Below are 26,313 nucleotides of genomic sequence, written 5' to 3'. Positions count from 1 at the left end.
TAAGGCATGCGATCCTCTCACAACGGCTCAATCGCCGTCCACGGTGAAGGAATCGATGACACTCCCGTCGAGGGCGACCGCCTCTACAACAAGCCCGTCGTCTTTATGGAATATTCTCACGTAGTGGTGCTTCATCTCGTAGACCGCGCTGCAGTTGCTTCGCTCGACCTGTCTGTAGAGTCCCGCTCCGCCACCGCCGGAAATCACGTATATCACGCCGCTCTTCTCAAGCCGCTCGTAGGCATGGACATGACCGGAGAAGACAAGGTCGACGCCCGAGTCGATCAATATGCCTTCGATGGAGGGGATCAATTTCTTCTCATCCTCGACGTGCCCCCCGGCGGTGCTGTTGTAGATCGGGTGGTGAAGCACAACACAGAGATACCGCGCATCCGCTGAGGAGAGCTCGTCGGTGAGCCAGCGGTATTGCGGTGATGTAGGGGAGAGGGACGCATTGCTGTCGAGCACGAGAAAGCGCATGTCCGAAACATCCGCCGCGTACCACGTGACCCCTCCGGGGAGAGAAAATCGGGAGGCGAAGGATGTTCCGCCTCCGTCGTGGTTCCCTCTTGCGGGATAGAATGATGTCGTGTTGTTGAGGGGGGCGATGATCTCGAAAAAGGTGTTCCACTGGTCTTCCCGGCCGGGGTCGGTCACGTAATCGCCGGTGTGAAAGACAGCTGAGGGATTTTCCGCCGTGATCGCCGACACGATGGTACGATGGACGTCGTGACTGTGTCGACTGTCTCCGTAGACGATTACCGGGGCCTCCTGGCTGTGTGCCGCAGGCGGAGACAAAAGAAATAAAATGACGGGCAAAAGAGACACCAAGAGGCGAAAACAGAGACCGGACATCTTCATGGGAGTGCTCCTGAAAAAACTCTGTGGGCCGATTATATAATTCTCGATTCGTCGATCGATAGAGATATTTATTTTATGTTTGGATATAGTATACTCTTTCACCGGGACGGTTGACAACCGATATGCGAACTTTCTGATAAGAAGCGATCGAAGAGAGACAGAGGGCGCACTGCACGCCTTTCTCATGCGTACGCGCCGTGAAGAAACAACCGGACCGTGAGCGTGTTGCGCCGGAGAGTGTTTTTTAATCGATTCCCGGGTATACTGAGAGTGAGAATGCGGGGAAAAGTACATGAGCGAAGAACCTCGGGGCATTAAAGCAGATCGAAAACGGGGGGGCCGACGCTTCTGGGTCGGCGTTCTGACGCTTTCCGTCGGGGTGGTCGTGCTGATCGCGGCGGGATTTTTCGTCTCCACGACGTTTATCTTCCGATCGGATCAGGAGAAGTCCGCCCAGGACGAAGCGACGGAGATTCTTGTGGGGATATACGACGCGGAGGCGGCCTACTTCACGGAGCATGGATGCTTCGATGCGGACCCGAAGCGTATCGGCTTTTCTCCCAAGCATCGGCCGCGATACTATTCGTGGGCGATCGTCCACGCCGGGTGCGGGGGATACATCGCCCGGGCGTGGGGAAACCTGGACGACGATGACGCCCTCGATATCTGGGAGATCACCGATTACGACAGACAAAAGCCCATGCACGTCTTCTCGGACGAATTCGACCAAGGATATACCATCGACCCAGAGTCCTCGGAGAACTGGCGGCCGACCGACGGCGGCTTCCTTTTCCCGGCGGGTCGACGGGATTGATGGCGGGGATGCATCATCTGTCGCGATGGATTCTTACGAGACGGTTCTCATTCGCGAGCGATAGAGGAAGATGACGACGATCACGGCGATGGTGCCGATGAGCTGATAGGTTGTTATCGTATCCCACAGCCAGAGGCGGCCGGGGTCGGCCCGGAACACGTCGATGACGCTCCTCTGGATGGTATAGAATAATACATAGGCCAGTGTCAGCTCCCCGGGAAAAGCCGACCGTTTTTTCCGAATCGTCAGGAAGAGATAAATCAGGAGGTTCGCCGCCAGGTGATACGCCTGGGTGGGGTGTAGGGGCACGCCCAGCGGGGCCACGGTGGACTTCGTGAACGTAATCGCCCAGGGGAGGTGTGTGGGCTTCCCGTAACAGCATCCCGTCATCAGACATCCGACCCGCATGATGGTCTGGGCCAGGGGGACGGACGGGATGAGGGTGTCCATCCAATACCAGCCGTCAAGGCCCTTCTTCCGAAAATAGATGACCAGGGCGAGGAGCGACCCCAACAGCCCCCCGGCCGCCGACCACCCGGAGAAGATGAGGGAGAGAATCGTGTGGGGTCCCTCCTGGTAGTCCGAGAGAGAGAACAAGACGTGGAATAACTTCGCGCCGAGAAGCCCGGCAGAAATCATCAATAGGAGGATGTCGACGCCGATCCAAAACGAGTCGTCCCTCCGTTTCAGCTCCCACAGAAACGAGACCACGGCCGCAAGCAGTCCGAGGGTGACGAAGACGCCGTAGGAGTGAACGACAACTTCCCCGATAGTGAATAATTCCGGATGCATGGACGGGCTGTTATCCTCGCAGGTCCGATATGCAAAATAAATTGGTCATCGTGCCGGCCGGGAGCCGGACGGGTCAGCCTGACGGCGGGCGTCTTTTGTGCCTTCAAGTAGTTCAATGAGTGAGCGGAATACGTCGTCGATATCGTGACGGTGCATACAGTGATCCATCCCCAGGGGGCAGGGGGAGCCGTATCCCGGGCCGCGGCCGCTTCTGATGCAGGGGACATTCTGATCAGTCGGGCAATGTGCCTGGAGGTGTGCCTGACCGCTGTATCCATACTGCCGGTGATCGGTGGGGCCCCACAGGACGACGGCCGCGGTGTCGCACAGGTGGGCCGCGTGCATAAAGAAGGAGGCCGACGTGACGACCGCGTCGACGTATCCGGGAAGCATCGCCGCTTCGGGTATCGTCAGGATACCCCGAAGGCTGTAGGCGCCCCTGATTTGGCGGGAGGTTGAGGTGCCCGCCTGAATGACACCGAATCCCTCATCGATCATTCGGCCTACCAGCTCTTCCCACATCTCTATGGGCATTTCCTTTCTGGGCGTTCCCGCCGACGGTGCGACGAGAATGTTTGTCTCCTTAAGCGGTATTCGGGCCAACAGGTCCGGGTCAGGGCCGTGATCGTCCGCGAGGTATAGTGTTTCCTCTATGGGTGTCGGCAGGTTGAAGAGCCGGGCGAGCACCTGGTAGGCACGCATGCGTCCCTCTCTGAAATCGGGATCGTCCCAGTATGCCGTGGCGATGATGGGAGAATTCGGTTTCGGATGCCCGATCTCGGAAATCGCCGGGTGCCCGGAAAAGATCGGGACGAAGGGCGACCGGGCGATCAATTTAAAGCTCCTCGTCGGGTCCCGGTCGACGGCGGCCTTGAGTACGCCGGAGAGCATCAGCGCGTCTCCGAGGCCCCCGATGGGATTGATCCAGATGTTCCCTGTAGCGGGACGATCCGCAGGCCGAATCCGCCCCGGGGGAGGCGGCGGCATATGAGGCCTCATTGGTCGATATTCGGGGTGAGGCGCGGCGGTTATCTCCCGCTTTTCTTCCGGAGTATACCGAACGCCGGTAATCGGCTCGAAGTATTCCTCGATGAATCGGCGTTTGACGACGCACAGCGGGGACCTGTTCATGAACGAGCCGGTATCCACCATCGCGTCCAGCGGGCACCCGCCGTGGCAGATATCCCAGAACCGGCACGACGCACAATCGCCCTGACGGACGATTGCCTGCCTCTCCCTCAGTGTCTCCTTCCCCTCGGCGGCGAACGCCTCGTCGAGGGTGATGTCATCCAGGGAGCCGAGTCGGATAAGGTTCCAATCCGAAGATCTCCCGCACTGGGAGAGGGTCCCCGACGGTCCAAGGCTGATGTGGGAATCGGCGCAGGCTCCGGATTCGCCGCAGATAAGCGAGGGCTGTCCGTCCACGATCGTCTTGGTCAAAGAATAGAAGGGCTGTATCGTGGGGTAGCGATCCCTGTGGGGCCACCAGACCGTAAAGATTTTTCCCAGGAAGTCGACGAACTCGTCGGGGGTGATGGCGAGGTCCATCGGCTGGCGCTCGAAGAAATAGACCGGGTTGAACATCACCGATCCGTCCGGCGTGAAGTTTGTCAGGAAGTAAAACAGGTCGAGGGGTCTTTCCAGGGAGAACCTGGTCACCACGTAGATCATCGCCCAATCGAGCCCCGCCTCCTCCAGGGCACGGACGCCCTTCAGAAAACTCCTGTTGTAGGCGTCTGAGTCTATGGTTTTTCCCAGGCCCCGGATGTTCGGTATTGGATCGTAGCTGGTGCTCACCTTGGTGATGCCGAGTTTTTTGAATATCTCGACGAACTTCGAAGAGAACAGGGTCATGTTGGACTGGATTTCATGGGTGAGGCGTCCCTTCGTCTCCGCGCAGTGGGTTTGTTGGAAACGATAGGCCTGCTCGAAGTAATCGGGACCGAGAATGAGCGGCTCCCCTCCGTGCCAGATCAGTTGAAACCGCTCCCGGGGATGATTCTCAAGGTACTCGTTGATGCGCACGAACAACAGCTCCAGGCGCTCAACAGACAATGTGTTGTCCCCGGCCGCGTCCTTTCTGACCACGTCGCAGTAGATACAGTTGCCGTTGCAGGCCTCGGTGGGCTTGAAAATCATGGTCGTCATGATCGCTTCTCCCTGGGTGTGCCTTTACTCGCCCGATATTGCTCCACTACCTCCAGCATTTCCGTCGCAAATTCGCTGCAGCCCGTGGGCACGGAGCCGTTTTGCACAAACGCCCCCATACAGACCCGCCATCCTGGGCAGCGGGAACAGGGATGATCGGTGAGGAAAAATCGCTCTCTCGGGCTGGTCCGAAGCGCGTACTCGGGATTATCCTCACGGGAGTCGATGCCGGAGGGGTCGTCGAAGATGAAATCGCCCGCCGTCAGCTCCTGGTGGGATAGGGCGACCCGTCCCCGATCGTCCAGGTGGAAGAACTCGTTCGGGTCTTCGAAGTATATCCCCCGCCAATCCACCGAGCCGCCGGTTTCGAAGTTGTCTGCAACGAAAACGAAGGGATCGATGGGCGAGTGGGGAGCGGGTCCCAGTACGGCGAAGGTCATCAGATCCAGCAATGGTTCCCAATGATGCGGACCCGGGATAATCCCGGAGGCGACGGACACGCCCACCGATGAGAGTATCTGAAGGGATGTGATATTCTCAGGATCACTGCAGGGGAGGTATACCCGCACCTTCATCCGCCGCATCCGTTCGAGCTTATTCTTCACATTCCGAAAACGCCCCATTCGGGCGAGGAAGAGGGCGACGGAAATCCCTCCCCAGTTCTCCGGGATATCGATATCCTCAAATGAATTGCCGGTATCGACGATGACCGAAAAGAGTCGATTCCCGGACTCCCAAACGTCCCGAGCGGCGAAAAAGACCTGTTCCGGATCGTTCACCCGAACGGTGATCAATTGCCTCCCCAGGCGGTCGAACAGTTTACGGTTGTGAGGACAAACGAGATTTGGCGAGCTCACTTTCTATCTCCATCAGGCGAACCGGCGCCTCATTCATGAAGCTGTTCATGAGGTGACAGACACCCCCACCACTGCAGCGCCCTTCCTCCCGATGTCGACAGCCGTCGCACTCATCGAAGATACCGGCCAGCTCGGTCCTGATTTTTCGGTTGAGGTCCATATAGAAATCCGCCGCTTCCTGCAGTGAGTTGAATTCCAAGAGCGATCGCTTGTGCAGCGTCGAAAGGGGAAAACATGCGTACACAGACAGGTCCGGCATAATATCCACGGCCGGTCCGCACCCGAACCGTACGGGCCCGGATACGCGGAATATCCACCCGAGCTGCTCGTCGGTAAAGGCGCACATCGGGAAGCCGCAATCCAGGCCGGGGCTCACACGGAACCGGTCGAACTGGGGACGATAGGAATAGAGGCGGGCGACGACGTCTTTCATATCATCGGGGGAAATAGAAAGATTATCGACACCCGGGATGGGTGAGGCCATTCCGAACCGAACATGCCGCTTCAGTCCGAATCGACCGATGAGGTCGAAGATGAAATCGATCTCGAAATCCGTGCGGTAGATGTTGAAGCCGACGGCGCTCCAGGGTCCCATGATAGAGAGAAATCTATGAAGCTGCTTTGTTTCATTTTCAGCCGCCGGTGTTTGCTCCGGGTTGTTGATATTCACCACGAAGTTGAGATGCTCGATCGGAATGGAGGTAAGGTGCTCCGAAAGTTCCCCCAGTTTATTTTCGGACATGATGCCGCTGGTAAAGACGGTCACGTGAAAGCGGCGTTCCATGAGATAGAGAACGATATCGACAAAATCGGGGTGGAGCGTCGGTTCACCGCCGAGAAGTGAAATGTGGCGTGCCGAGGAAGCCTCGAGGAAATCCACCACATACAAGAAGTTTTCCCAGGAGAGCGTGTGGCCGTCCGGCGAATTTTCCATCTCTTTTCTGGCGAAACAGTAGGGGCAGGATCGTACGCACCGGGTTGTCAGCAGGAGATTTGCCACTCATATACTCCGATAACGGGAAGCGAGGATAAAAAACGCCGATATCCGTCAGTGCCCTTCCCGGAAACGACAACAGATGCGTATTATCGAGTGACGGGGGGCCACGTCGGCGTATCGGCGCGTTCGGAGACCTTATCCGGTCTGTTACCACCAATTTACGTAATAATCACCGTAGTTGTAGTAATAGTCTCCGTAGTTGTAGTAGTAATCTCCGTAATTATAATAGTAATCACTGTAATTATAATAGTAATCGCTGTAATTATAATAGTAATCGCTGTAATTGTAATAGTAATCGCTGTAATTGTAGTAGTAGTCGCCGTAGTTGTAGTAGTAGTCGCCGTAGTTGTAGTAATAGTCGCCGTAGTTGTAGTAATAGTCGCCGTAGTTGTAGTACATATTGACGTAGCCGCATTCACCCTGGCCCTGCGTAACTATGGCAGTCACCCCGAGCGATCCGGCCAGGGCCAATCCTTTGGCCATACGTTTCATAGCCTCACGCCTGGAGACCTTTTCTTCCAAGATGGGCGGCATATTTATCTTGTTCTTCTTATCGTCCATGGGCGTTCCTCACTTCAAAGACGAAATCAAAAACTTGTTTGTGTTACCAATATTTATAATACTACAAACCTGACGGGCTTACCGGAGAAATGACGACAGAGAATCGTCAGCCAAACGCTCTTATCGTTCCAGGTAAAGATATTATACGGCACCGATGAGACACAGTCAATACTTTTTATGGAAAAAACACCTTTTATCTGAAGCAAAAACATTACTGTTTTAGTTTGGGATATCTTATGTTCTCACAGACAGGAACATATATGAACCACCGATGATGAACAGGATATTGGCCGTCCATGCCGCGAGGATGGGGGGGAGGGTGCCCGCATTCCCCAGGGAGACGCAGATGCTGTAGGTCACCCAGTACAGAAACGCGATTGCAAAGGCCACAACCACACTTGCTGAGATGCCGCCCCTCCGACCGATGATGATGGCGAAGGGAACCGAGATTAGCACCATAATGAAGTTCGCAAATGGATATGCGAGTTTCGACATCAGATCCACCTGGTACTTGGTGGTTTCGTAGCCGTCGGCGTTGAGTTTGGCGATATACTGTTTCAATTCCCGATAGGACATCTGATCGGTGTTTTCTGCGAAGACGATCATGAAATCGTCCGGGGTCTCGGAAAGTGAAACCAGCTTGACATCGTATTTACTTGTTTCAAACCTGCCCTGCTGATCATAGGTGTTTTCGATCATGTTGTAGCATCGCCAGAGGGTGCCGTTCCACTTTGCCCGCTCCGCCATGATGCGCCGTTTCAGTTGAAAGGAGTCGTCGAATTCGAGAATGACGAAATCGACGATCACCGATTTTTCCGGGATAAAATGTCCGACATAGTATATGGTGTTCCCCCGACGTATCCAGATTTTATACTCCTGGTACTCGGATTTATAACTGAGCTCGTTTTGCTTGATCTTCACGGTGTTGATGTATTCATTAATGCGGTTCGATTCGGGAACGATGTATTCGTCTCCGAAGAATGCGAGGACGCTGATGAGGAGCGAACAGGCGATGATGGGGGTGATGATGCTTATATATCCGACGCCGCTGGCTCTCATGGCGATCAGTTCCAGGTTTTTCGACATGAGACCCAGGGATATGAGGGTTGCGAGCATCACCGCCAGTGGCAGGGAGACGAACAGCATGTACGGAATTTTCGTGGCGAAGTACCAGATCGCCGTAGCCAAGGGCACCTGATATTCGATGATCTTGTTCATGTCCTCGAAGATATCGACTATCAGAAACAGCACGACGAACGACGCAACGGTCAATAGAAAGATATAGAGGAATTGCCCCGTAATGTAACGTGTCAGGATACTCATCGACTCACCCTTGCCCACATCTTGCGTATGAACTCCATGAGATCATTATACAGAACAATAATGTAAACCGGCGATTCACGGCCGGTTTTCACCAGCATGTACACCCCGGCAATACCCAGGACGATATTTCCGATCCACATGGAATAGAGCGGTTGAACGATTCCGTTTTTCCCGAGGAATTCCCCGATTGCCATGAAAATGTAATAGATAAGGAGAACGATCAATCCCAGGATGAGACTGCCCGATTTTCCTCGGGGATTTGTCTGAATACCCAGGGGGATACCCATCAGCATGAAAACGATGCACGCGAAGGGTAAGGCGAACCGCTCGGATATATCGGTGTAGCGACGGTTTATCTGTGAATTGAAATCATTGACGATCCACTCTTTTTCGGCATACGGATTATCATTGTCGGGCGGCGTTTCGTATTCGTTTTCGTAGTAGTCAAGCTGTTTTTCAATAGAGGCCACGGTTTCGAACATCTCGTTTATGGTTCGTTCCCTGTCCTTCTTTTTGATGTTGCCCTCTTCGTCGGTGTCTCCGAAAATGTCGATATTCAAGTCATAACTGCTTACGGCCAGGTACTTATCCGAGTCGCTGAACTTGTCGTCAAGGAGCACGTTCGCGTCCAGCATCCTGATGATGACGTTGGACTCATCATCATTATTGATGATGTAGCCCTCCCGGGCGATGATGGTCAGCTCCACTTCGAGATTCGCATCGTCATGGATCATGATGCCGTAGAAATGATCCGAACCGACCGGGATCCGATCGATGTAGATAATCATCCCGTTGATGTTATTGAAGACCTTTTCGTCGAGGGCGATATTGATCTGAGCGGAGACGACACTGACCAGGAAATTCTTGAAATTGTAGTTGTTCCGGGGAGCGACGTACATAATCATGTATGACGTGACGAAGTACATGAGTATGCTGAAGAGTAAAATGGGACGGATGAGCTGGTAGATGCTCACCCCCGAGGTCTTCAGGGCGACGACCTCGTAATCTCTGGATGCCCGTCCCAGTGTCAGGATGATTGCCAGAGCCAGGGACATCGGAATGGAAAAAACCAGGAGATACGGAAGCATCATCCAGAGCATGTTCAGTATTTGCAGCAATCCCAGACCCTTGTTGACGATCAGGTCCATGAGTTGGAATATCCTGCCCATGAGGATGACAAATGTGAGGATGGAGAGCCCCAAAAGGAAATTGCCCAACACCTCCCAGATGATATGTTTTGGTATAATGGTTTGCATAATCTATGTATTGTAGACTATCGCCCATGGCTTGTAAATAGAAATCGAGCACGGCGAAAACGATGAATCACGCTGATTTTGTTTTTTAGGCAATGGCGATGAGTGCTTTGAGCGGGTGGGCGTGGCCTCTGGCCCGTTTCTTCTCTGGCGGTATGTCACCGGCGAAAACAATCATTCTGTGCACGAACAAGGGATGGCGGTCCGGAGCGGCTCGGTTCACATATCCCTATTTATCCTCTTCCTTCTCGTAGACGGCGATGGGTACATCACCGATGGGGTAGGGATCGATATATTCGAATGTCTCCTGGTCGATCAGGTAGAATTCTATCTCTATCTTTATGACGCTCCGGCAGGTATCGCACAGCTTGCCCCGGTTGATCTGTTCACCCTTTCGAGCGCCGAAGAGATACGTCCGCCCCGCTTCCAGGGGAAAGACGAGCTCCCCGGTCTCATCTGTGTGGTAACTGCCGTCATTATAGAGGGGTACGATGTAACACAAGCCCGGAGGCACTTCCAGGATCATCGACCTGATACCGATGCCCAGCTTGGTGTCGTTGATGGAGGTGATATATGAGTCCGATGCGCTGTCCACCAGGATGGTGGCGTGTTCTCCCGGCTCGACCGGAGGCGTTGTGTAGAGGGTGTGGGTGACCGGGCCGAAGCCGACCCATATCACCGAAGCCAGGAGGATCGTAAAAAACCTGATGAAGCGAAATGGATGCATCGTGTACCCTTGGCGACGGAGAAAAGAGATCGATGGTATGTCGATGTCAGATGGTAGTAGATGGAGAATCATCTGTCAACCCAAAAAAATCCATGTGAATTGTTTTGAATATGCCGTTCCAATATCTGATGCGTTTGATAGTATGATATGAAGACACGGACGCCGTAAGTACCGCAGATAATCCCTTGAGGATTATGTAAAAATGTATTATGCTTAAAAAAAGTATTATTTACCGGAGTCTCCCATGAAGATTACTCGAAGCGTCACTTGGATACTGTTGGGCGTTACATTGTGTGCCGCTTTCTTGGTCGGCATTGTCTTCGCCCAGAACGGTGATGCGTCCACGGCGTCGGTGGTGTATATCGACGGGTTTGTCGATGTGCGCTACGCCGGGACGGAGGAGTGGGTGTCTCTTCCGGAGAGTGCTGTATTATCCGTGGGCGACGAGATCGAGACGGATACGGAGAGCGAGGTGATCCTTGCACTTCCCGACGGGAGCAAGGTGAAGATCGGTTCCTCCAGTCGGGTGCTCATCAAGGAGCTGGGATTGTTGGAGATCACCAATGTCTCCAAGACGACGCTCGAGGTGGTTTCCGGCAAGATACGGGCGGCGGTGACGCCCTTTGTAAGCAAGGAGTCCTCGTTCACGGTGGAGACGGAGAACGTGTCCATCGGCGTACGGGGCACGGACTTCGGCGTGATTTTTGATCCCGACACGTTTGTCACGACCATTATCAGTATTCAGGACTGTGTTGAGGTGGTGTCGACCAATTATCCCATGCTGGACGCGGTGATGGTGTGCACCAGCGAGGAGCTGTTGGTGTCGGCGGACGGGATGCCGGGTGAGGTGCTGGGCGTGGACGCCGAGAAGCTGCTTGAGTTTCTTGAGGAGATGCGGTTTCAGGGCGAGGGCGCCGGCGGCGAGGGCGCCGGGTTTCCTCCCGAGGTCGTTCGGGCGATATTGAACGGGACCATCAACCTGGAGGACGTGGAGGAGGGGATACTGCTGCTTCGGGACAGCCTGACGCCGAGGGGCACCGTAGAGATTGTTGGTGACGCGGAGGACGACGAATACGATATCGTGAAGGTGGAGTACAGCCTTGACGCGGGGTTCACCTGGCATGAGGCGGAAGGGACGACCCACTGGTCGTTCGAGTATGTGCCGGATCACTTGATGGTGTACGAGGTGATGGTTCGGGCGACGAACGATGCGGGTTTGGTGTCCGATCCGATGGATTTCGGTCCATGGATGATCACGTACTGGGATCTGACATACGAGCAGGTTGGCTGGGAGTATGTGGAGGCGTTTTTCGAGGTGTTAGAGACCGGAGACCTCAGTGCGCTGGAGGATTTGATATCGGACGATTACCTGGGCTCTGCGGGGGGATATTTCTCCAAGGAGGAGCTGATATCGGCGATAGAGGAGTTTCTCGCCAGCAATCCCGGAGCGGTGTTCAGCTACACGATCGATCGGGTATATAAGGGGAGCGTGATCATCACGGTGACGTGGCAGTTGAGCCTGCACGGCCGTACCTGGGACGGCGTGGTGACCTTCTGGCTGTCCGAGGAGGATGGGTTTGCGCTGGTGAAGACCGAGGGGGACCTGGAATTTCCGACATACGTACCCAGCGGTTTGCCCGCGGGTCTTACGGTCCAGGAAATTTTTTGGCCGGAGCCCTATCCGTGCAACCGGGGAATGGCGGTGCTTCTGATTGCACCGAATATACCGTCTGATGTAATGGAAGTGACGATTATTGCGGCGGATTCAACCTGTGGAACATTCTACTATCTCACCCTTACGCGGGACTACTATCTCGCCGAAACCGGTTATCTGGACGGCTTCGGAGGCGTTTTCGCCCTGTATGATGATTTCAACTGCGGAAACCCGGTATCCTGTTTTGCACCGTTCGCATCATACAACGGATTGTTTGAACCGGCGGAAGTGATCGTGACATTTAACGGATACGGTTACAATTTCGTACAAATCCTCGAGTTGTTTTAATGAAAGGTTGTCGTGGAACGAAGACAAATGTGGGCTGAATCCTTTCTGATGGAACAATGTGATCGGATAATCTGATAATACCCGGACAGGTCACAGGGATCGTTCGATAATCGGCCTGATACCTTGTACTATCGGTGATTGTTCCACGTGTATTTCTCTTAAATATAAAATGATCATATATAAATTGGATAAAAGATAAGGAGGAATCCATGAAGAGTATATCTGTTCGGTACAGGGCCGTGATAGCTTTTATGGTGATTTTCCTTATATCGATGACAGCGGGGGCATTCTGCGGTGATTCGGTACTTCTGGTTACCGCAGAGGAGGCGGCACAGCCGTCCATCCGGGCGGCGGGTGAAGAGAAAAATGACGGTCCCGTGATATCCATACACAGCCCGGAAAACGACGCCACTCTCTCCGGTACCTTTCGGCTCTATATAGAGGTGGAAAAAAAGGAGGATGGGGCCGATGTCCTCATGGATTCACTGAAGGTGCGATACCTCAAGGTGGTCCCCATCGATATCACCGATCGGGTAAGGGACTACATAAGCGGCACAAGTCTGGATGTGCCCAATGCCGAATTTCCGGCGGGGAATCATCGGACGGAGATATACATCGAAGACGCAGAAGGGTACGCATCGAGCAAGGTCTTTCATGTGGAGGTCGTCGAGGCCGAATGAGAAATGAGGGCCTGATCATTCACGCCACAGAAAACGTGGACGTGTTATATCAGTATATTGATAGAGGATGAGGAAAAGGCCGGCGATGTGAGAGGCCTCCCGGCAGAAACAAACCCGCATTGATTGTCTCAATCGATGCGGGTCTGATTTTTATCGCTGTGTTTGAGGAATTTCCTAAGACGTCGCCGTCTTTTCCCTTTTATCCAGCTCGGCCCGAAGCTTGTTGTGTTCCTCCCGGGTAATGGGATAGAAAAAGGAGACGACGATGGAAAGGATCAGCATTATCGCCGTTACCGGGCCGATGAGAAACTTGATGGCGAAAATCGCCCTATCGGTCTGTATCATGTTGGCCACATATCCCGACCACTGCAGGAAGATGCCGACGAGGAAGAGGGAGAGGGAGGATGCGAGCTTCTGGAGAAAAAGCGTAAATCCGGTGTACATCCCCTCCCGCCGGGCGCCGGTTTTCAGCTCGTCGTAATCGATGCAATCGATGATCATCGCCCAGGGGATCAGGTGTGCGGTTGAAATGCCGATGCCCGCGAGGAAACAGAGCGCCACGAGAACCGACAGGGGAATCCCGGGCTTCATAAAGAAGAGGAGGCTCATCACCAGCGCCCAGAAGGCCATGCCGAATATATAGGCGGGTTTTTTGCCCAGCTTGTTGGAAATGAACACCCAGAAGGGAAGAAACAGCGTGGCTGTGACGAAGAGGGTCCCCATCAGGATCGGGACATCGTCAACGGTTAGACCAAGCACATATGTGATGTAATAGAGGAACGTGGCGGAAAGAACATCCACACACGCCCAGCTCAACAGAAAGATGATCATTGCGAAGACGAAGGGGCGGTTCTTCACGGTCTCCTTGAGTGACTTCCACAACGACAGGGACGCCATCTCCTGAAACTCCGGCCGTTCCTTTGTTCCGAAAAAGCATATCACCAGCGGGATGATCGCGAAAAGGCCGATGGAGATTCCCATCATGGAATACCCCTTCGAGAGGCTCGGGTAGGCGCCCACGATGATCATGGGTACCACCGCCGCCACCAGGCCGAAGATGATCGAAAAAAACATGCGGGCGCTCACGAGCGTCGTGCGATCGTCGTAGTCCAGGGTTAATTCCGGCATCAGGGCGGCGTAGGGGATGCCGGTTACGGTGAAGCATGTCCAGAACAGCAGCGACAGGATCGTATAGGTGGCAAAAAGGAGCCCCTGGTTCCCGGCGGCAAACGGGTACGTCTGCCATATCAGGAGGTATGTCACGGCCAGGGGAATGGCGCCAAACAGGATGTAAGGTCGCCGCCTTCCCCAGCGGGTTTTCGTGCGATCACTCAAAAAACCGACCGTCGGATCGGTGATCGCATCCCAGGCCTTGCCAGCAAGGAGTATGGTGCCGGCGAGGACCGGCTTGAGACCCGCTACATCGGTAAGAAAATAGAGATAAAAAAGCATCGTAACCGTAAACAGGAGGGAAAAAGACGAATCTCCCACACCGAACAGGACCTTGCGGTAAAACGGAAGCTTTTCGGTGGATAACGATTGATTGGTTTCCATACTTTCCTCGCCGTAAACGGATCGTATTTCATGGTATAGTACTGGAATGAACCCGTGATGTAAAGGTTTAACTTTTTTTGGACATTTCTTTTTGATATAATCTCCTCCATGACTAAGGAATACACCATAGAAACCGGCGACGCCGCGAAACGACGTTTTCTGGACCGGATCAACCAGGGCGGCCGAATCGACGAGAAAGAGCTGTCCCTGCTCTCGTTCGAGGAGCGCCTGTGGATCATCCAACGCACACCGGTTCGGGGCAAGGCCCGCGTCATCATCGCGTCACCGGATTCCATACAGCTGCTCAAGAAGCTCTCGCCCCAGGAATTATACCTGACCATCAAGGAGTCATGGAGCGACGACGCGGCGCTTTTGATGGAGATGATCTCTCCGGATAAGCTGACGTACCTTCTGGACATGGATATCTGGAAGCGTGATCGCATCGATCTCGATCGGTTCCTCGAGTGGCTCCAGCTCATTTCCGAGGGGGGAGAGCGCCCGTTAATTCGCCAGCTCTTTTCCCTCGATCCGCCCCTGTTGGTGTTGTTTTTCAAGGGGGTCATCGAGGTGACCTCGCGCAATCTCGACCAGGACCCCCTGGAGATGTCCGATGGGGGGTGGACTAGTTTCGATGATTCATATTATTTCAAGCCGAGGAGCGATGAGATAGACCTCGATATGATCGTCACCGTTCTTACCCGGTTCTTCGAGCTGGAGCCGTCCTATTACCACGTCATCATGGAGGGCGTCAAGGGGGAGTTTCCCTCACCCCTGGAGGAGGAGGCTTATGACTACCGCTCCGCCCGCATGACGATGATCGGATTCCCCGAGTTCTACGAGGCGAGGGAGATATTGCTCTATGAAGATCCGGAGAAGATATCCCGGGAGATGAAGAACGGGATCGAGAAGATCATCTACCTGAATGAAAACCAGGAGGACGAGCTTCCCCCCCACTACTGGCTGATACCGAGAAGCGGCGAGGGCATCCTGGAAGACCTTCTGGTTGAGGCCGACGGTTTGGAGGGCGATCGACCGATACTCTGGGAGCTCTCCTATCTCATCCACAAGCTCGTGGCGGCCGGGGGGGTGGATCTCTCCGACACGGACGAGATCATGTCGTCGGCCCGGATGGCCCGGGACTACATCAACATCGGCCTGGAATATGCCGACTGTACGGCGATGGACGAGGGGAGGCGGCTTCTCCGGGAGGTATATCTACAACAGTTGTTTCGACTCGGATACTGCGTCACGCTGGACGTGGTGCGACGGATGTCGTCCCTGGTCAAAAGGCTCGGTCAGCGGATCGATCCGAGCCTGTGGGGGGGCACGGCCCGGGCGGTCATAGACGGACTCACGGGCGTTCGGCCCTATTATTACGTGGGGTTGACGGAAAGTGGTGAGGATTTCAGAAATTTCAGCACCATGGCGGATATCCGGACGACCATGGATTTTCTCGACACATTGTCCAATGTCGTTCTATTTGTCTCGGAGTTGGTGGACATCCCGGTGGAGATCGAATCGTACCTGAAGCGAAACGCCCCCATCCAGGAATGGGGCCTTGACCACCTCTTTGCCACGGCACTGGTTCGGAGAATTCTGATGGGTGACTGGGAGGTGATCCCGGTCACGAGTGAGGAATTAAGAAGGGTTACAAAAGCCCTCGATGAGGGGGGTGCTGTCCCTGGGACTGTTCGAGATGAGCTGGAAGAGCTGATCGATCGTATGGCCGGGGTTGCGGGCGTCGGGTTCGGCGATACCGCCCGGGAGCTTGTTCAGAGGGCCGCAGACGGTCTGTTTCCGGAGCTGTGCGGCATGGAGCCCGAGCACATCGACGCCCGTTTCATCAGCGGGGTCATTACCCAGGTCAGCCAGACGCCGGAACCGATAGACGACTGACACTCAATCCGATCGACGCAGACCCGCCTCCACCCGGTCCGGACGGCGGCGTGGGGGGTGACATCGCGGTGTTTGCATATCCCGCCCGCGAGGAAAATCCTCCCCCGTACGGACATTCCCGCCGCCCCTTACCGGGAGGACGGTTCGCTCTGAATTCTCAGCACGTTGTCCCAGGGAACCTCCACGAGGCCGTATTCCTCGGTGAGGAACATCACCGTCCCGGTGGCGGTTTCCATCGGCCCGATTCCCTCCGTCCTGCTCTTGTACCATTTCACGTTGTAGAATGTGGTGCCGTCTTCCAGGTACACGGTAAACGAGCCGTGTCTGACTAATCCGTATCCGCTGCAGCCGAAAAGCCCCAGCAGCAGGCAGAAGATCACGCTTAATGCCATCAGGCGTTTCATGGTCATCTCCTATTCAGATACACTCTTACTATTCTACAAGAGGGGAAAACAGCTGTCAACGGGGAAAAAAGCGACGGTCGCGCCGAATTGTCCTGTATAATAAAATATATACGATATCGTGTGCGCCCATCCGCAACAAGGGCACGGAGAGACACCGAAGAGGACGGTCTGCAAATCTCGTGATACGTCACGTCCGTGAACCGGCGCTGGGGCGGAGGTGCGAAATCGACTATGGCCGATCCGAAATACTACGGGTATGATCGAAACATCGCCGTCGGCGCCGCCGGGCGCAGGCTGTGTACGGCGATCGTGACGCTGGCGGCGACTGCCTTCGTCATCGTGTCGATATTCATCCTGAGGTTCGGGTCGAAGCTGCCGATATACATCGCCGAGGAGGCGCTCCTCTCGCTCTTCGGCGTGGAGGTGAATGTCGAGTCCGTCCGTCCCGCAGGGATCTTGTCCCTCGCGATGGAGGATCTCTCCATCAAGGAGAGCGCCTTCGATCTATCCGCCCATACCGCCGTGCTGACCATCAGGCCGTCGGCGCGGGGTGTCACTCTCACCCGGTTCGTCCTGGTCGATCCTGAGATCAACATCCGAGTGAAGAACGACGCCGCCGGGAGACGGGAACTCCAGGCGTTTATGGATCGCCTGGCGCATGTACGCGTGGAGGTCACAAACGCCAGGGTCACCGTCGAGGGGGTGAATCGATCGATGACGTTCATCGGGCTCACCGCCGTGCATCGGCGGTTTTTCGACGTCGGGTTCATCACGGCCGACGGCATTGTGACGACATCGGGCGACGAGCGGGGCCTCATCCTCTCGGGAACGATCACGGCCCGGCTCTGGATGCGGGGCATGGGGGAAAGGCGCATCATAACGGGAGACGTGGCGGGGGAGGGCATCGGGTACGGGGTCGGCGACTATCTCTTTTTGGGGGACGGCTTTTCGGCCCCCCTGGTGCTGGAGGATGACGAGCTTTCCATCACCGGGTTCGGTATCTCCGGCTTCGGCGTTCAGAACGACGCTCGGCATCTGTCGTATTCCGGCATGAACGCCCGGGGCGATCTTCTGCTCTTTCCCCTTCCCGAGCATCCTGCCCGGCGGGGAGTCGTCTTTTCGGATGTCACAGTATTTGTTCCGAACACTGGAGAGATATCCCTTGAACTCCTCGACGTCCGGGCGGGCGATTGGGAGGTGATCGCACGTACCGAGAACGCGCATATCACCCCCGGCCTGATGCGGGGCCTGGGGGATGTCCTGCCGGGGAATACCGAAACATGGGAGTGGAATGGTGTGCTGACCGGTGAGGTCCAAACCGGGCATAGCCGGGACGACGTGGGGGTGGCGGGAAGGGTGGATGTTTCGTATGGAGATCTCTCGTTCTCGTCTCCGGAATGGACCTACGTGGCGGACGGCATCGACGGCACGCTGGAGGTCGCCTGGCGGTCGAATGTTCCGGGAGAGATGGAATCGGAGATGCTTCTTTCCGCCGGGGGGTTCCAGGCGCTGATAGGAGACGTATACGTGGACTTCACGGACCTATGGGTGAAGACGTCGTTTTCGGGGACGCTGACGGAGGATTCCGCCGTTGAGGGGATGGAGTGGACGGTGTCCGTCCCCGGTGTTGTGCGGGGGGAGGCGGCGGGGGATCTCTCCCTCGAAAGGCGTCCGGTCTCGGGAGACCTGGACGTGCGCGTCAATGTGATGGACCCGGGGGCGCTCTTCGACCTGGCGGTCAGGGACACGGTGGCAAGCCGCGTCCCGATGTTGGCAGACGGCTTCGTCGAGGGGAGCATCGATGTGCGGGCGCATGTTTCAGGGAAACTCTCCGCCCCCCGGATTGCCGGGGACGCGGCGGCGGACGTCGCCCGCGCCGGGTTCGGGTCGGATACGGTGGAGGTGATGGGCCTTTCGGTGGACATGCCCGTTCGCCTCGATCTCTCCGGGGGTGCGCCGCACGATGGTGTGCCGGATATCTCTCCGAGGGAATACGGTACGGTGAGTCTCAAAGGCGCGCACCTCTTCGGCGTGGAGGTGGGCGAGGCGGCAGTCGATGCGGCCCTTATTGACAATGTCTTTACCATACACACTCCGCTGATCGTACCCGTCTCCGGCGGCGAGCTTGTTGTGGATGAACTCACGGTGATCGATCCCCTCTCCCCCGGGCGGGAGATTACGGCGGAATTCGAAGTGATGGAGTTCGACTTGGCGCCGCTATTCGAAACCGTCTGGGATGTGAAGATGACGGGGATGCTCTCGGGCGGATATGATGATGCCGAGGTGCGGGAGGGGAGGCTCGAAACGACAGGCGAGATGGTCGCGGATATCGCCGAAGGCGAGGTTTCGGTCACGAACCTCTGGGGGGCGGACGTCTTCAGCCCAAGGCGGCGCATCGGGATGGACGTTTCATTTGACGAGATATCCCTGGAAAAGGTCACCGAGTCCATGGACGTGGGGAAGGTCAGCGGCGTGGTGTCCGGCTCACTCGACGATCTTATCATCGCCTACAATGAACCCCAGCGCTTCGTCTTCGACGTCCGCACCGTGGAAAAACCGGGCGTGCCGAAACGGGTGAGCGTGGATTTCGTAGACAACATCTCCATCCTCGGCTCCGGAACAGACATCTTCACCGAAACCCTGAACAGGGGCGTCAACCGCTTCGTGGGGGAATATCGATACAGCGAGATGGGGATTCACCTGGAGCTTGAGGGGGCGTATTTCACCGTCAGCGGCACGGTGCATGACGGCGATACGGAATATTTCATCAAGCGCTCCGGCCCCTTCGGCATCAACGTGGTCAACCGGAACCCGCACAACAGCATCCGATTCCGTGACATGATGTCCCGCCTCAAGCGCATCAGGGTGGAGTCGACGGAGGATATTGTGATCGAGAAGTGAGGGCGTGGAAATGCTGAAAATTGGTAAATCAATTTTCCCAGATAAGACAATTTTTTTACATTTCCATTTCGATCTTTAAAGATGGAGAATTATAAACTGGAAAATTTCCTATCAATTCTCCTCAAGTTTTTCGAGAGCTTGTGTTATGGCCTTCATGATTTCCAGGTCTGTCATGTACTCAAATTGTGTTCGAACTTCCTTTAAAGGTTCGATTGCCCGGGGGTCGCCGATATTTCCCAATGAAATGATAGCGTTCTCTCGAAGATATTCATCATTCAGCGCCTCTATAAGCGGTTCCACGGCCCGTGGATCGCGAAATCTTCCCAAGGCTAAGGCAGCAAGTCTGCGAACCCAAATATTTTCATCCTTTAACGCCTTGATGAGCGGCTCCACAGCCCGAGGATCGTTGAATTCAATCAAAGCCTCAATCGCATGTTTTCGAAGTTCAGGATCTTTATTATTTAGAGTCTCAATCAATGGCTCTATAGCTGGCTCGCCGATCATAATTAAGGAGTCTTTTGTTAGTTCATGAAGCCATATATCATCATCTTTGAACATCATAATGAGCGGCTCAATAGCCCGGGGATCACCAATATCACCAAGTGCCACAACAGCGTTTTCTCGAACTTTATAATCCTTATCCTTTAACGCTTCGATAAGTGGATCGACTGCCCGATCATAACCAATTCTCTCCAGGGTTTCGGATGCAATTCTTCGTACTTCTCTTGATTCATCATTCAGCGCCTCAATGAATGGTTCAACTATTCGAGGATCTCCGATCCATTCAAGGGCATCAGCGGCAGATATTCTTACTTCTTCGCTTTCATCATTCAACGCTATAATGAGCGGTTCTACTGCTCGGATGTCTCCGACAATTTTCAGAGCTTCCGCCGCGTGTTTTCTCAACTCTGCATTTTCATTTTTTAATGCTTCAATGAGCATATCAACAACCTGGGGATCATCCGTATAATACGGCGAAAAGGCTGTGTATCCCATCGCTATAGCTGCATATAACCGAACATCAACAGTTTCATCATTAAAAGCATCAGCAAGAAGTTCAGCAACAAGGGGATCATTCATTTTTCCCAAAGTGAGTGCTGCAGACAGTCGAACCTTTTCGTTCTCATCATATAATACCTCGATGAGCGGTTTTGCAGCATCGGAACCTAATTCAGCCAGAACAGACGCTGCAACTTTTCGGGCATCATCGTTATCGCTTTTCAATATCTCGATGAGTGGCTCTATCGACTGCGGGTTTTTTCTCCATCGTAACGCCTTACCGGCGGCTTCACGTACATCAGAATTTTCATCATATATTGCTTTGATAAGTGGGTCAATCACACGAGGATCATCAAATCCTGCCAGGGCTTTAGCTGCGGCCTCACGAACAGAATAATTATCATCCGCCAGAGCTGTGATAAGCGTTTCGATAGTCCGGGGATCATTAAACTCATCTAGGGCTTCGACCGTGGCCTCACGGACAATGTAGTCTTCATCATTCAACGACCCGAGAAGCGGATCAATAGCCCGTGGATCTCCTATTTCTTCTAATGCTCTCACTACAGCTCTTCGAACTACCTCGTTTTCATCTTCTAATAACTGAATGAGCGGTTCCACGGCCCGGGGATCACGATAATATCCCAGCATATGAGCCGCCTTCTCTCTTGTGTACGCATTTTTACTGTGGAGCATTATAATTTCTTTTCTGAATTCTATTTCTTCAGTACAAGAAGTCAGAATTAAAACCATACAGATGAGTATTAGCGCAATGTGAAAGGGGTGTTTTCTTCTCATAATGTATTCCTGTCTTGAAATCACATATTCATATATTAATCAAAAACAATAGAAATTGTTCTTGCGACCTCCGAATAGCTTTTTTATTATGTAATCTTGTTAACCGATGCTGTTTGATCAGTATTGGAAGTGAAATATATATCCTAATTGAAACTAAAATTCAACATAATACAAACATCAAAATAAATGTTTATAGAATATTCTATAAAATAGGTCGGTATCCGACGGCTTATCTTATTGCTGTTTATAACTATTTGACGCTACGGCTGGTTTGTGCTAATGGTTAAACAAATATGATAACAGGAATCATGGAGAGATAGCATGAAGCGTCATGGTAAATACTTATATCTTGTCCTTTTTCTCGTAGTCTGTTTTGCAGCAACGGCCCCCGCCCAGACCGCCGAGGAGTGGAGCGACCTCGGGTTTGACTGCATGGATGTAGGTGACTACGAGGGGGCGGTGGAGAGCTACACGAAGGCCATCGAGGCGGACCCGTCGTACGTCTTCTCCTACGACGACCGGGGCCGCGCCTACGCCCTCCTGGGACAATACGATTCGGCCATCAGTGATTTCAAGAAGGCCATCGAGATCGACCCGGACTATTCCTCCCCCCGCAACAGCCTGGCCATGACCTACTACCGGATGGGCGACTATGAGAACGCCCTGGAGAGCTTCGACGCCGCACTGGAAATCGACCCGACCGGCACATTATACAACGTCCGGGCGGACGTCTACCGGCAGTTGGGGCGCTACGACGAGGCGCTGGCGGATATCGAGAGCGCCCTGTGGCTCCACGGCGGAGACGACCCGCGGTGGATATACACCCGGGGACTGATCTACCGGGACATGGGGGAGATGGACAAGGCGCGGGCCGACCTGGAATATGCCTGTGAAGGGGGCGTGTCCGAGGCGTGCGCCGCCCTGGAGGAATTGAACTGACGGGACTACCTGTCAGGGAATGATCGAAAAGACCGGCCGCGCGCCGGTCTTTTTTTGTCGTTGAAACTACGCCGCCGACGGTGGTACAATAGAGACCGTATATCCCCCGATAAACTGGATAGAAACGGGGATCATTTCAACCGATTGCAGATGGAGTATGCGCCATGTATAAAAAAATCGCACTGGTCTTCACCGTCTGTTTCATGCTCGTCACGGCCTGCGTGACGGTGAATATCTACTTCCCCGCCGAGGCCGTCCGCCGGGCGGCGGACGAGATCGTCGACGACGTCTATGAGTCCGACGACGCTGTGTCGCTTCCCGTTCTCCTCAAGACGGCGTGGGCGGAGCTTCGCACCGGGGCGATGCTCACGGGCCTTTTCGTGGAGACGGCGTTCGCCCAGGATGTGGATATCGACATCAACACACCGGCCATCAGCGCCATCCGCTCATCCTTGGAGGGCCGCTCGCCGCTGCTTCGGCCCTACTACACAGGCGGCAACATCGGTATCACCAACCGGGGGTATCTGGAAATCAGGTCCATGACCGGGCTCGACGTCAAGTCCCAGGCGGACCTGAAGGGGCTGGTGAACGCGGACAATAACGACCGGAAGAACCTCTACTACGAAATCGCAGTGGCCAACAGCTTCGGGTCAGAGGCAGTCCCCCAGATCGAGACGCTCTTTGCCGACAGCTGGCGGACGAAGGCCTCCCCCGGCTGGGTGATCCAGAACGACGACGGAAGCTGGACGACGAAATAGATCGATACACGAAACACACGCGAGACACGACAATGCCCATATACGAATACGCCTGCGACGAGTGCGGATGTGAGTTTGAAACGCTGGTGATGTCTTCCACCGAAGAGGTGACGTGCAGCGCCTGCGGCTCAATCAAGCTGACGAAAAAGATGTCCGGATTTGCGGCACGGACGAAGGGGAGCGACGGCGCCGTCGCCTCCACGACGTCGGGCTGCGCCAGCTGCGCGTCCAAGAACTGCTCCTCCTGTGGTTAGGGGGGGTCAGCACATACCCAAATAAGAGGTGCGCCATGAAGCGGCTCATCGATCGACCGGCGAGATACGGACGTATCATGCTCCTTGTGATAACGGCGATCGCCTTCGGCTGTTCCGCCTGCGGGGCGGAGGTGCGCGAGGCCGCCGTCGCCGGGATGTTCTACCCGGCGGACCCCGACGAGCTGGCGGATCTCATAGACGGCTACCTCGCGGACGCCCCGGACGTTGCCGTTTCGGGGCCGGTGGCGGCGGTCATCGCCCCCCACGCCGGATACATCTACTCGGGGGCCATCGCGGCGGCGGCATATCGGTATATCGATACGACCGGGTATGACACCGTCATCGTCATCGCCCCGAGCCATCATCTCTCCTTCGACGGCGTGTCCGTAAACGATACGGGTTCCTACGAGACCCCCCTGGGACGGATACCCCTGGATATGGAGCTGATCGAGGCGATACGAAACAACGGGGCGAGGATAGACTACGCCGCCGGGGCCCACGTGAAGGAGCACGCCGTGGAGGTGCAGCTCCCGTTTCTCCAGAGGGTCCTGGGCGATTTTGAGCTGGTGCCGATGGTGATGGGCAGCCAGGACTACGACCTGTGCGTGGAGACGGCCCGGGCTATCGCCGATGCGGTGGAAGAGTCCGGCAAACGGGTGCTGCTGGTGGCCAGCACTGATCTCTCCCACTATCACAGCCACGACGAGGCAATGATACTGGACGGGGTTTTCAGGGATATGGTGATCGCAAACAACCCGGCGGGCCTCTATGACGCGCTGCTCCGGGGATCATGCGAGGCGTGCGGCGCCGGGCCCGTCATCAGTGTGATGTTGGCTGCGAATCGTTTGGGCGCCTGCGACGTGATCGAAACGGACTCGGGAGACAGCGCGAAAGCATCCGGCGATTACAGCCGGGTGGTGGGGTACTTCTCCGCCGTAATCGCAGAGACAGACGGTGACTGCCCCGACCCGATCGGGAATCAGGACATACCGCTTACCGATGACGACAAGAAGATGCTTCTCACCATTGCCCGCACCGCAATCGAGTGCGGCCTCACCGGCGACCCGATACCCGAGTTCGATGTCTCCTCCCCGGCCCTCACCCAGCTTCTGGGGGCGTTCGTGACCCTCAAGAACGACAATGACCTCCGAGGCTGTATCGGCTATACCGGCCAGGATATGCCGCTCTATCTTGTGGTCATGAAGATGGCGCCGGCGGCGGCGTTTCACGACCCGAGGTTCTTCCCGGTGACCGAAAAGGAGCTCAAGGACATCACCATAGAGATCTCCGTCCTCTCAAGCCTCTCGCCGATTTCCTCGACGGACGATATCGAGATCGGCGTTCACGGCCTGGTCATCGAGAAGGGCTACGCGATGGGGCTGTTGCTCCCCCAGGTGCCGGTGGAACAGGGCTGGGACCGGGACGAGTACCTCAAGGGGCTCTGCCGCAAGGCCGGCCTATCGTCGGACGCCTGGATGGACGACGACGTGAAGCTCTCCTGGTTCACGGCGAATGTCTTTTCCGATGAGGACTTTTAAGGACACCCGACATGCCGGATCGCACCCGGAATCCAATCGAAGCGCAAAAGATCGACCCCGCCGTTTGTCTGACCCGTCGGTGCTTTCTCCGGGGCGTGTCGGTGTCGGCCCTGTGTCTCGCATCGCTGGGCCTCCCGGTATGCACCCGGGCCCAGGGCGATAGACCCGGCGGCGCCGATGAGGTGGAAGATGTCACCGGGCCAACCCGGGGCTACATCGAAGCGGTGGAGTCTCCCTATTACATGCCGCTCTCCGACGATCGGGTGATGTGTCTCCTCTGTCCCCGGGGGTGCACGGTGGAGGAGGGGGGGCGGGGATACTGCGAGGTCAGGGAGAACCGTGGTGGCGCGTACTATTCCTTGGTGTACGCCAATCCCTGTACTTATCATGTGGACCCCATCGAGAAAAAGCCGCTCTTTCACGTGCTTCCCGGCACTGGGTCCTTTTCCATCGCCACCGCGGGATGCAACCTGACCTGCAAGTTCTGCCAGAACTTCGATATTTCCCAGGCCCTGCCGGAAGACACATTGAATTATCACATGCCCCCCCGGACCCTCGCGAAGATGGCGGGGGACTACCTCTGTAAATCCGTAGCATATACCTACGTGGAGCCGACGATCTTCTTTGAATACATGATCGACTGCGCCCGGGAGGTGAAATCGGCGGGCCTGATAAACGTCATGCACTCGAACGGCTACATCAACCCCACGCCCAGAAGCGAACTGGCCGAATACCTGACCGCCGCCAATATCGACCTGAAGGGATTTTCCGATTCCTTCTACGCCGAGATGAGCGAGGGGACCCTTGCGCCGGTGCTCGATTCCATCGCCGGATACAAGAAGGAGGGCGTGCATGTGGAGATCACGAACCTCGTCATCCCCACCAAAAACGACGACATGGCGATGATCCGGGAGATGGCCCAATGGATACGAGACGATGTGGGGAGTGACACGCCGCTTCACTTCTCCCGGTTTCATCCCGAGTATCAGCTCATGAACATCCCCAACACGCCTGTGGAAACCCTGGCGGAGGCCCACGCCGTGGCGAAGGAGGAGGGGCTGGAGTATGTCTATATCGGCAATGTTCCCGGCAACAAGTATGAGTCCACCTACTGTCCCAAGTGCGGGGAGAACATACTCTTTCGGGCGGGGTACTTCGTGGGCGAGGTGAAGATAGACGACGGAAAATGCCGCTTCTGCGGCTATCCGATCCATGGTGTGTGGGAGATGCCGAAGTCATAGCGCCCGTAATCCCATTTTT

22 protein-coding genes are annotated in these 26,313 nt (G+C 55.3%); 10 read left to right on the top strand and 12 right to left on the bottom strand.

From position 1 onward, the window contains the following. Positions 1–27: 27 nt before the first annotated feature. The gene (locus JW885_02355) at positions 28–861 is read right to left on the bottom strand and encodes a metallophosphoesterase (GenBank protein MBN1880992.1); all 834 of its coding nucleotides are present in this window, start codon (positions 859–861) and stop codon (positions 28–30) included. Positions 862–1,153: 292 nt separating this feature from the next. Here JW885_02355 and JW885_02350 point away from each other — a divergent pair, with 292 nt between their 5' ends. Next, positions 1,154–1,675 carry a hypothetical protein gene (locus tag JW885_02350; protein ID MBN1880991.1) on the top strand — a complete coding sequence of 174 codons (522 nt, stop codon included), beginning with the start codon at positions 1,154–1,156 and terminating at the stop codon, positions 1,673–1,675. Positions 1,676–1,708: 33 nt separating this feature from the next. Here JW885_02350 and JW885_02345 read toward each other — a convergent pair whose 3' ends face one another. From JW885_02345 to JW885_02310, 8 genes are all read right to left on the bottom strand, one after another. Beyond that, positions 1,709–2,467: a prolipoprotein diacylglyceryl transferase gene (locus tag JW885_02345; protein ID MBN1880990.1), complete on the bottom strand. Its 759-nt coding sequence runs from the start codon at positions 2,465–2,467 to the stop codon at positions 1,709–1,711. A 45-nt stretch (positions 2,468–2,512) separates the two neighbouring features. Then, positions 2,513–4,615 carry an SPASM domain-containing protein gene (locus JW885_02340; GenBank protein ID MBN1880989.1) on the bottom strand — a complete coding sequence of 701 codons (2,103 nt, stop codon included), beginning with the start codon at positions 4,613–4,615 and terminating at the stop codon, positions 2,513–2,515. After that, positions 4,612–5,472: a hypothetical protein gene (locus JW885_02335; protein ID MBN1880988.1), complete on the bottom strand. Its 861-nt coding sequence runs from the start codon at positions 5,470–5,472 to the stop codon at positions 4,612–4,614. Before JW885_02335 ends, JW885_02340 begins: the two co-directional genes overlap by 4 nt. Continuing rightward, positions 5,435–6,472, bottom strand: a complete 1,038-nt coding sequence (locus JW885_02330; protein ID MBN1880987.1) for a radical SAM protein — start codon at positions 6,470–6,472, stop codon at positions 5,435–5,437. The genes JW885_02335 and JW885_02330 overlap by 38 nt, the downstream gene beginning before the upstream one ends. A 144-nt stretch (positions 6,473–6,616) precedes the next feature. Beyond that, a complete protein-coding gene (locus tag JW885_02325) occupies positions 6,617–7,030 on the bottom strand; it encodes a hypothetical protein (GenBank protein MBN1880986.1) in 414 nt (137 codons plus the stop codon). 234 nt (positions 7,031–7,264) lie between these two features. Beyond that, positions 7,265–8,353: an LPS export ABC transporter permease LptG gene (gene lptG, locus JW885_02320; protein ID MBN1880985.1), complete on the bottom strand. Its 1,089-nt coding sequence runs from the start codon at positions 8,351–8,353 to the stop codon at positions 7,265–7,267. Further along, positions 8,350–9,609 (bottom strand): LptF/LptG family permease, encoded by a 1,260-nt coding sequence (locus JW885_02315; GenBank protein ID MBN1880984.1) that lies wholly within the window; start codon positions 9,607–9,609, stop codon positions 8,350–8,352. Before JW885_02315 ends, lptG begins: the two co-directional genes overlap by 4 nt. Before the next feature lie 226 nt (positions 9,610–9,835). Further along, complete coding sequence (locus JW885_02310) at positions 9,836–10,333, bottom strand: hypothetical protein (GenBank protein MBN1880983.1); 498 nt, start codon at positions 10,331–10,333, stop codon at positions 9,836–9,838. Between the two features lie 244 nt (positions 10,334–10,577). Here JW885_02310 and JW885_02305 point away from each other — a divergent pair, with 244 nt between their 5' ends. Then, complete coding sequence (locus JW885_02305) at positions 10,578–12,335, top strand: FecR domain-containing protein (GenBank protein ID MBN1880982.1); 1,758 nt, start codon at positions 10,578–10,580, stop codon at positions 12,333–12,335. A gap of 209 nt (positions 12,336–12,544) precedes the next feature. After that, the gene (locus JW885_02300) at positions 12,545–13,015 is read left to right on the top strand and encodes a hypothetical protein (GenBank protein ID MBN1880981.1); all 471 of its coding nucleotides are present in this window, start codon (positions 12,545–12,547) and stop codon (positions 13,013–13,015) included. Between the two features lie 174 nt (positions 13,016–13,189). On the opposite strand, the gene JW885_02295 is transcribed toward JW885_02300, so the two are convergent. After that, positions 13,190–14,569: an MFS transporter gene (locus JW885_02295; protein MBN1880980.1), complete on the bottom strand. Its 1,380-nt coding sequence runs from the start codon at positions 14,567–14,569 to the stop codon at positions 13,190–13,192. Between the two features lie 108 nt (positions 14,570–14,677). Here JW885_02295 and JW885_02290 point away from each other — a divergent pair, with 108 nt between their 5' ends. Further along, positions 14,678–16,465: a hypothetical protein gene (locus tag JW885_02290; protein ID MBN1880979.1), complete on the top strand. Its 1,788-nt coding sequence runs from the start codon at positions 14,678–14,680 to the stop codon at positions 16,463–16,465. Positions 16,466–16,593: 128 nt separating this feature from the next. Here JW885_02290 and JW885_02285 read toward each other — a convergent pair whose 3' ends face one another. Further along, positions 16,594–16,869 (bottom strand): hypothetical protein, encoded by a 276-nt coding sequence (locus JW885_02285; GenBank protein MBN1880978.1) that lies wholly within the window; start codon positions 16,867–16,869, stop codon positions 16,594–16,596. A 231-nt stretch (positions 16,870–17,100) separates the two neighbouring features. Between JW885_02285 and JW885_02280 the strand changes: the two genes are divergently transcribed. Further along, entirely contained in the window at positions 17,101–19,770 is a 2,670-nt protein-coding gene (locus tag JW885_02280) for a hypothetical protein (GenBank protein ID MBN1880977.1), read from the top strand. A 111-nt stretch (positions 19,771–19,881) separates the two neighbouring features. Here JW885_02280 and JW885_02275 read toward each other — a convergent pair whose 3' ends face one another. Beyond that, positions 19,882–21,564 carry a HEAT repeat domain-containing protein gene (locus JW885_02275; protein MBN1880976.1) on the bottom strand — a complete coding sequence of 561 codons (1,683 nt, stop codon included), beginning with the start codon at positions 21,562–21,564 and terminating at the stop codon, positions 19,882–19,884. A 321-nt stretch (positions 21,565–21,885) separates the two neighbouring features. Between JW885_02275 and JW885_02270 the strand changes: the two genes are divergently transcribed. The 5 genes from JW885_02270 (at position 21,886) to amrS (ending at position 26,294) form a co-directional block, all read left to right on the top strand. After that, the gene (locus JW885_02270) at positions 21,886–22,503 is read left to right on the top strand and encodes a tetratricopeptide repeat protein (GenBank protein MBN1880975.1); all 618 of its coding nucleotides are present in this window, start codon (positions 21,886–21,888) and stop codon (positions 22,501–22,503) included. 164 nt (positions 22,504–22,667) lie between these two features. After that, positions 22,668–23,261 (top strand): DUF1318 domain-containing protein, encoded by a 594-nt coding sequence (locus JW885_02265; GenBank protein MBN1880974.1) that lies wholly within the window; start codon positions 22,668–22,670, stop codon positions 23,259–23,261. Positions 23,262–23,293: 32 nt separating this feature from the next. Continuing rightward, the gene (locus JW885_02260) at positions 23,294–23,515 is read left to right on the top strand and encodes a zinc ribbon domain-containing protein (GenBank protein ID MBN1880973.1); all 222 of its coding nucleotides are present in this window, start codon (positions 23,294–23,296) and stop codon (positions 23,513–23,515) included. A 35-nt stretch (positions 23,516–23,550) separates the two neighbouring features. Further along, positions 23,551–25,053 (top strand): AmmeMemoRadiSam system protein B, encoded by a 1,503-nt coding sequence (amrB, locus tag JW885_02255; GenBank protein MBN1880972.1) that lies wholly within the window; start codon positions 23,551–23,553, stop codon positions 25,051–25,053. Between the two features lie 11 nt (positions 25,054–25,064). Continuing rightward, the gene (amrS, locus tag JW885_02250; GenBank protein MBN1880971.1) at positions 25,065–26,294 is read left to right on the top strand and encodes an AmmeMemoRadiSam system radical SAM enzyme; all 1,230 of its coding nucleotides are present in this window, start codon (positions 25,065–25,067) and stop codon (positions 26,292–26,294) included. The last annotated feature ends 19 nt before the right edge of the window (positions 26,295–26,313 follow it).

It is taken from the genome of Candidatus Zymogenaceae bacterium (assembly GCA_016931225.1).
Lineage (GTDB): Bacteria > Desulfobacterota > Zymogenia > Zymogenales > Zymogenaceae > JAFGFE01.
The sequence above is the reverse complement of the archived record's forward strand: the minus strand, read 5'-3'. Positions and strand labels throughout refer to the sequence as shown.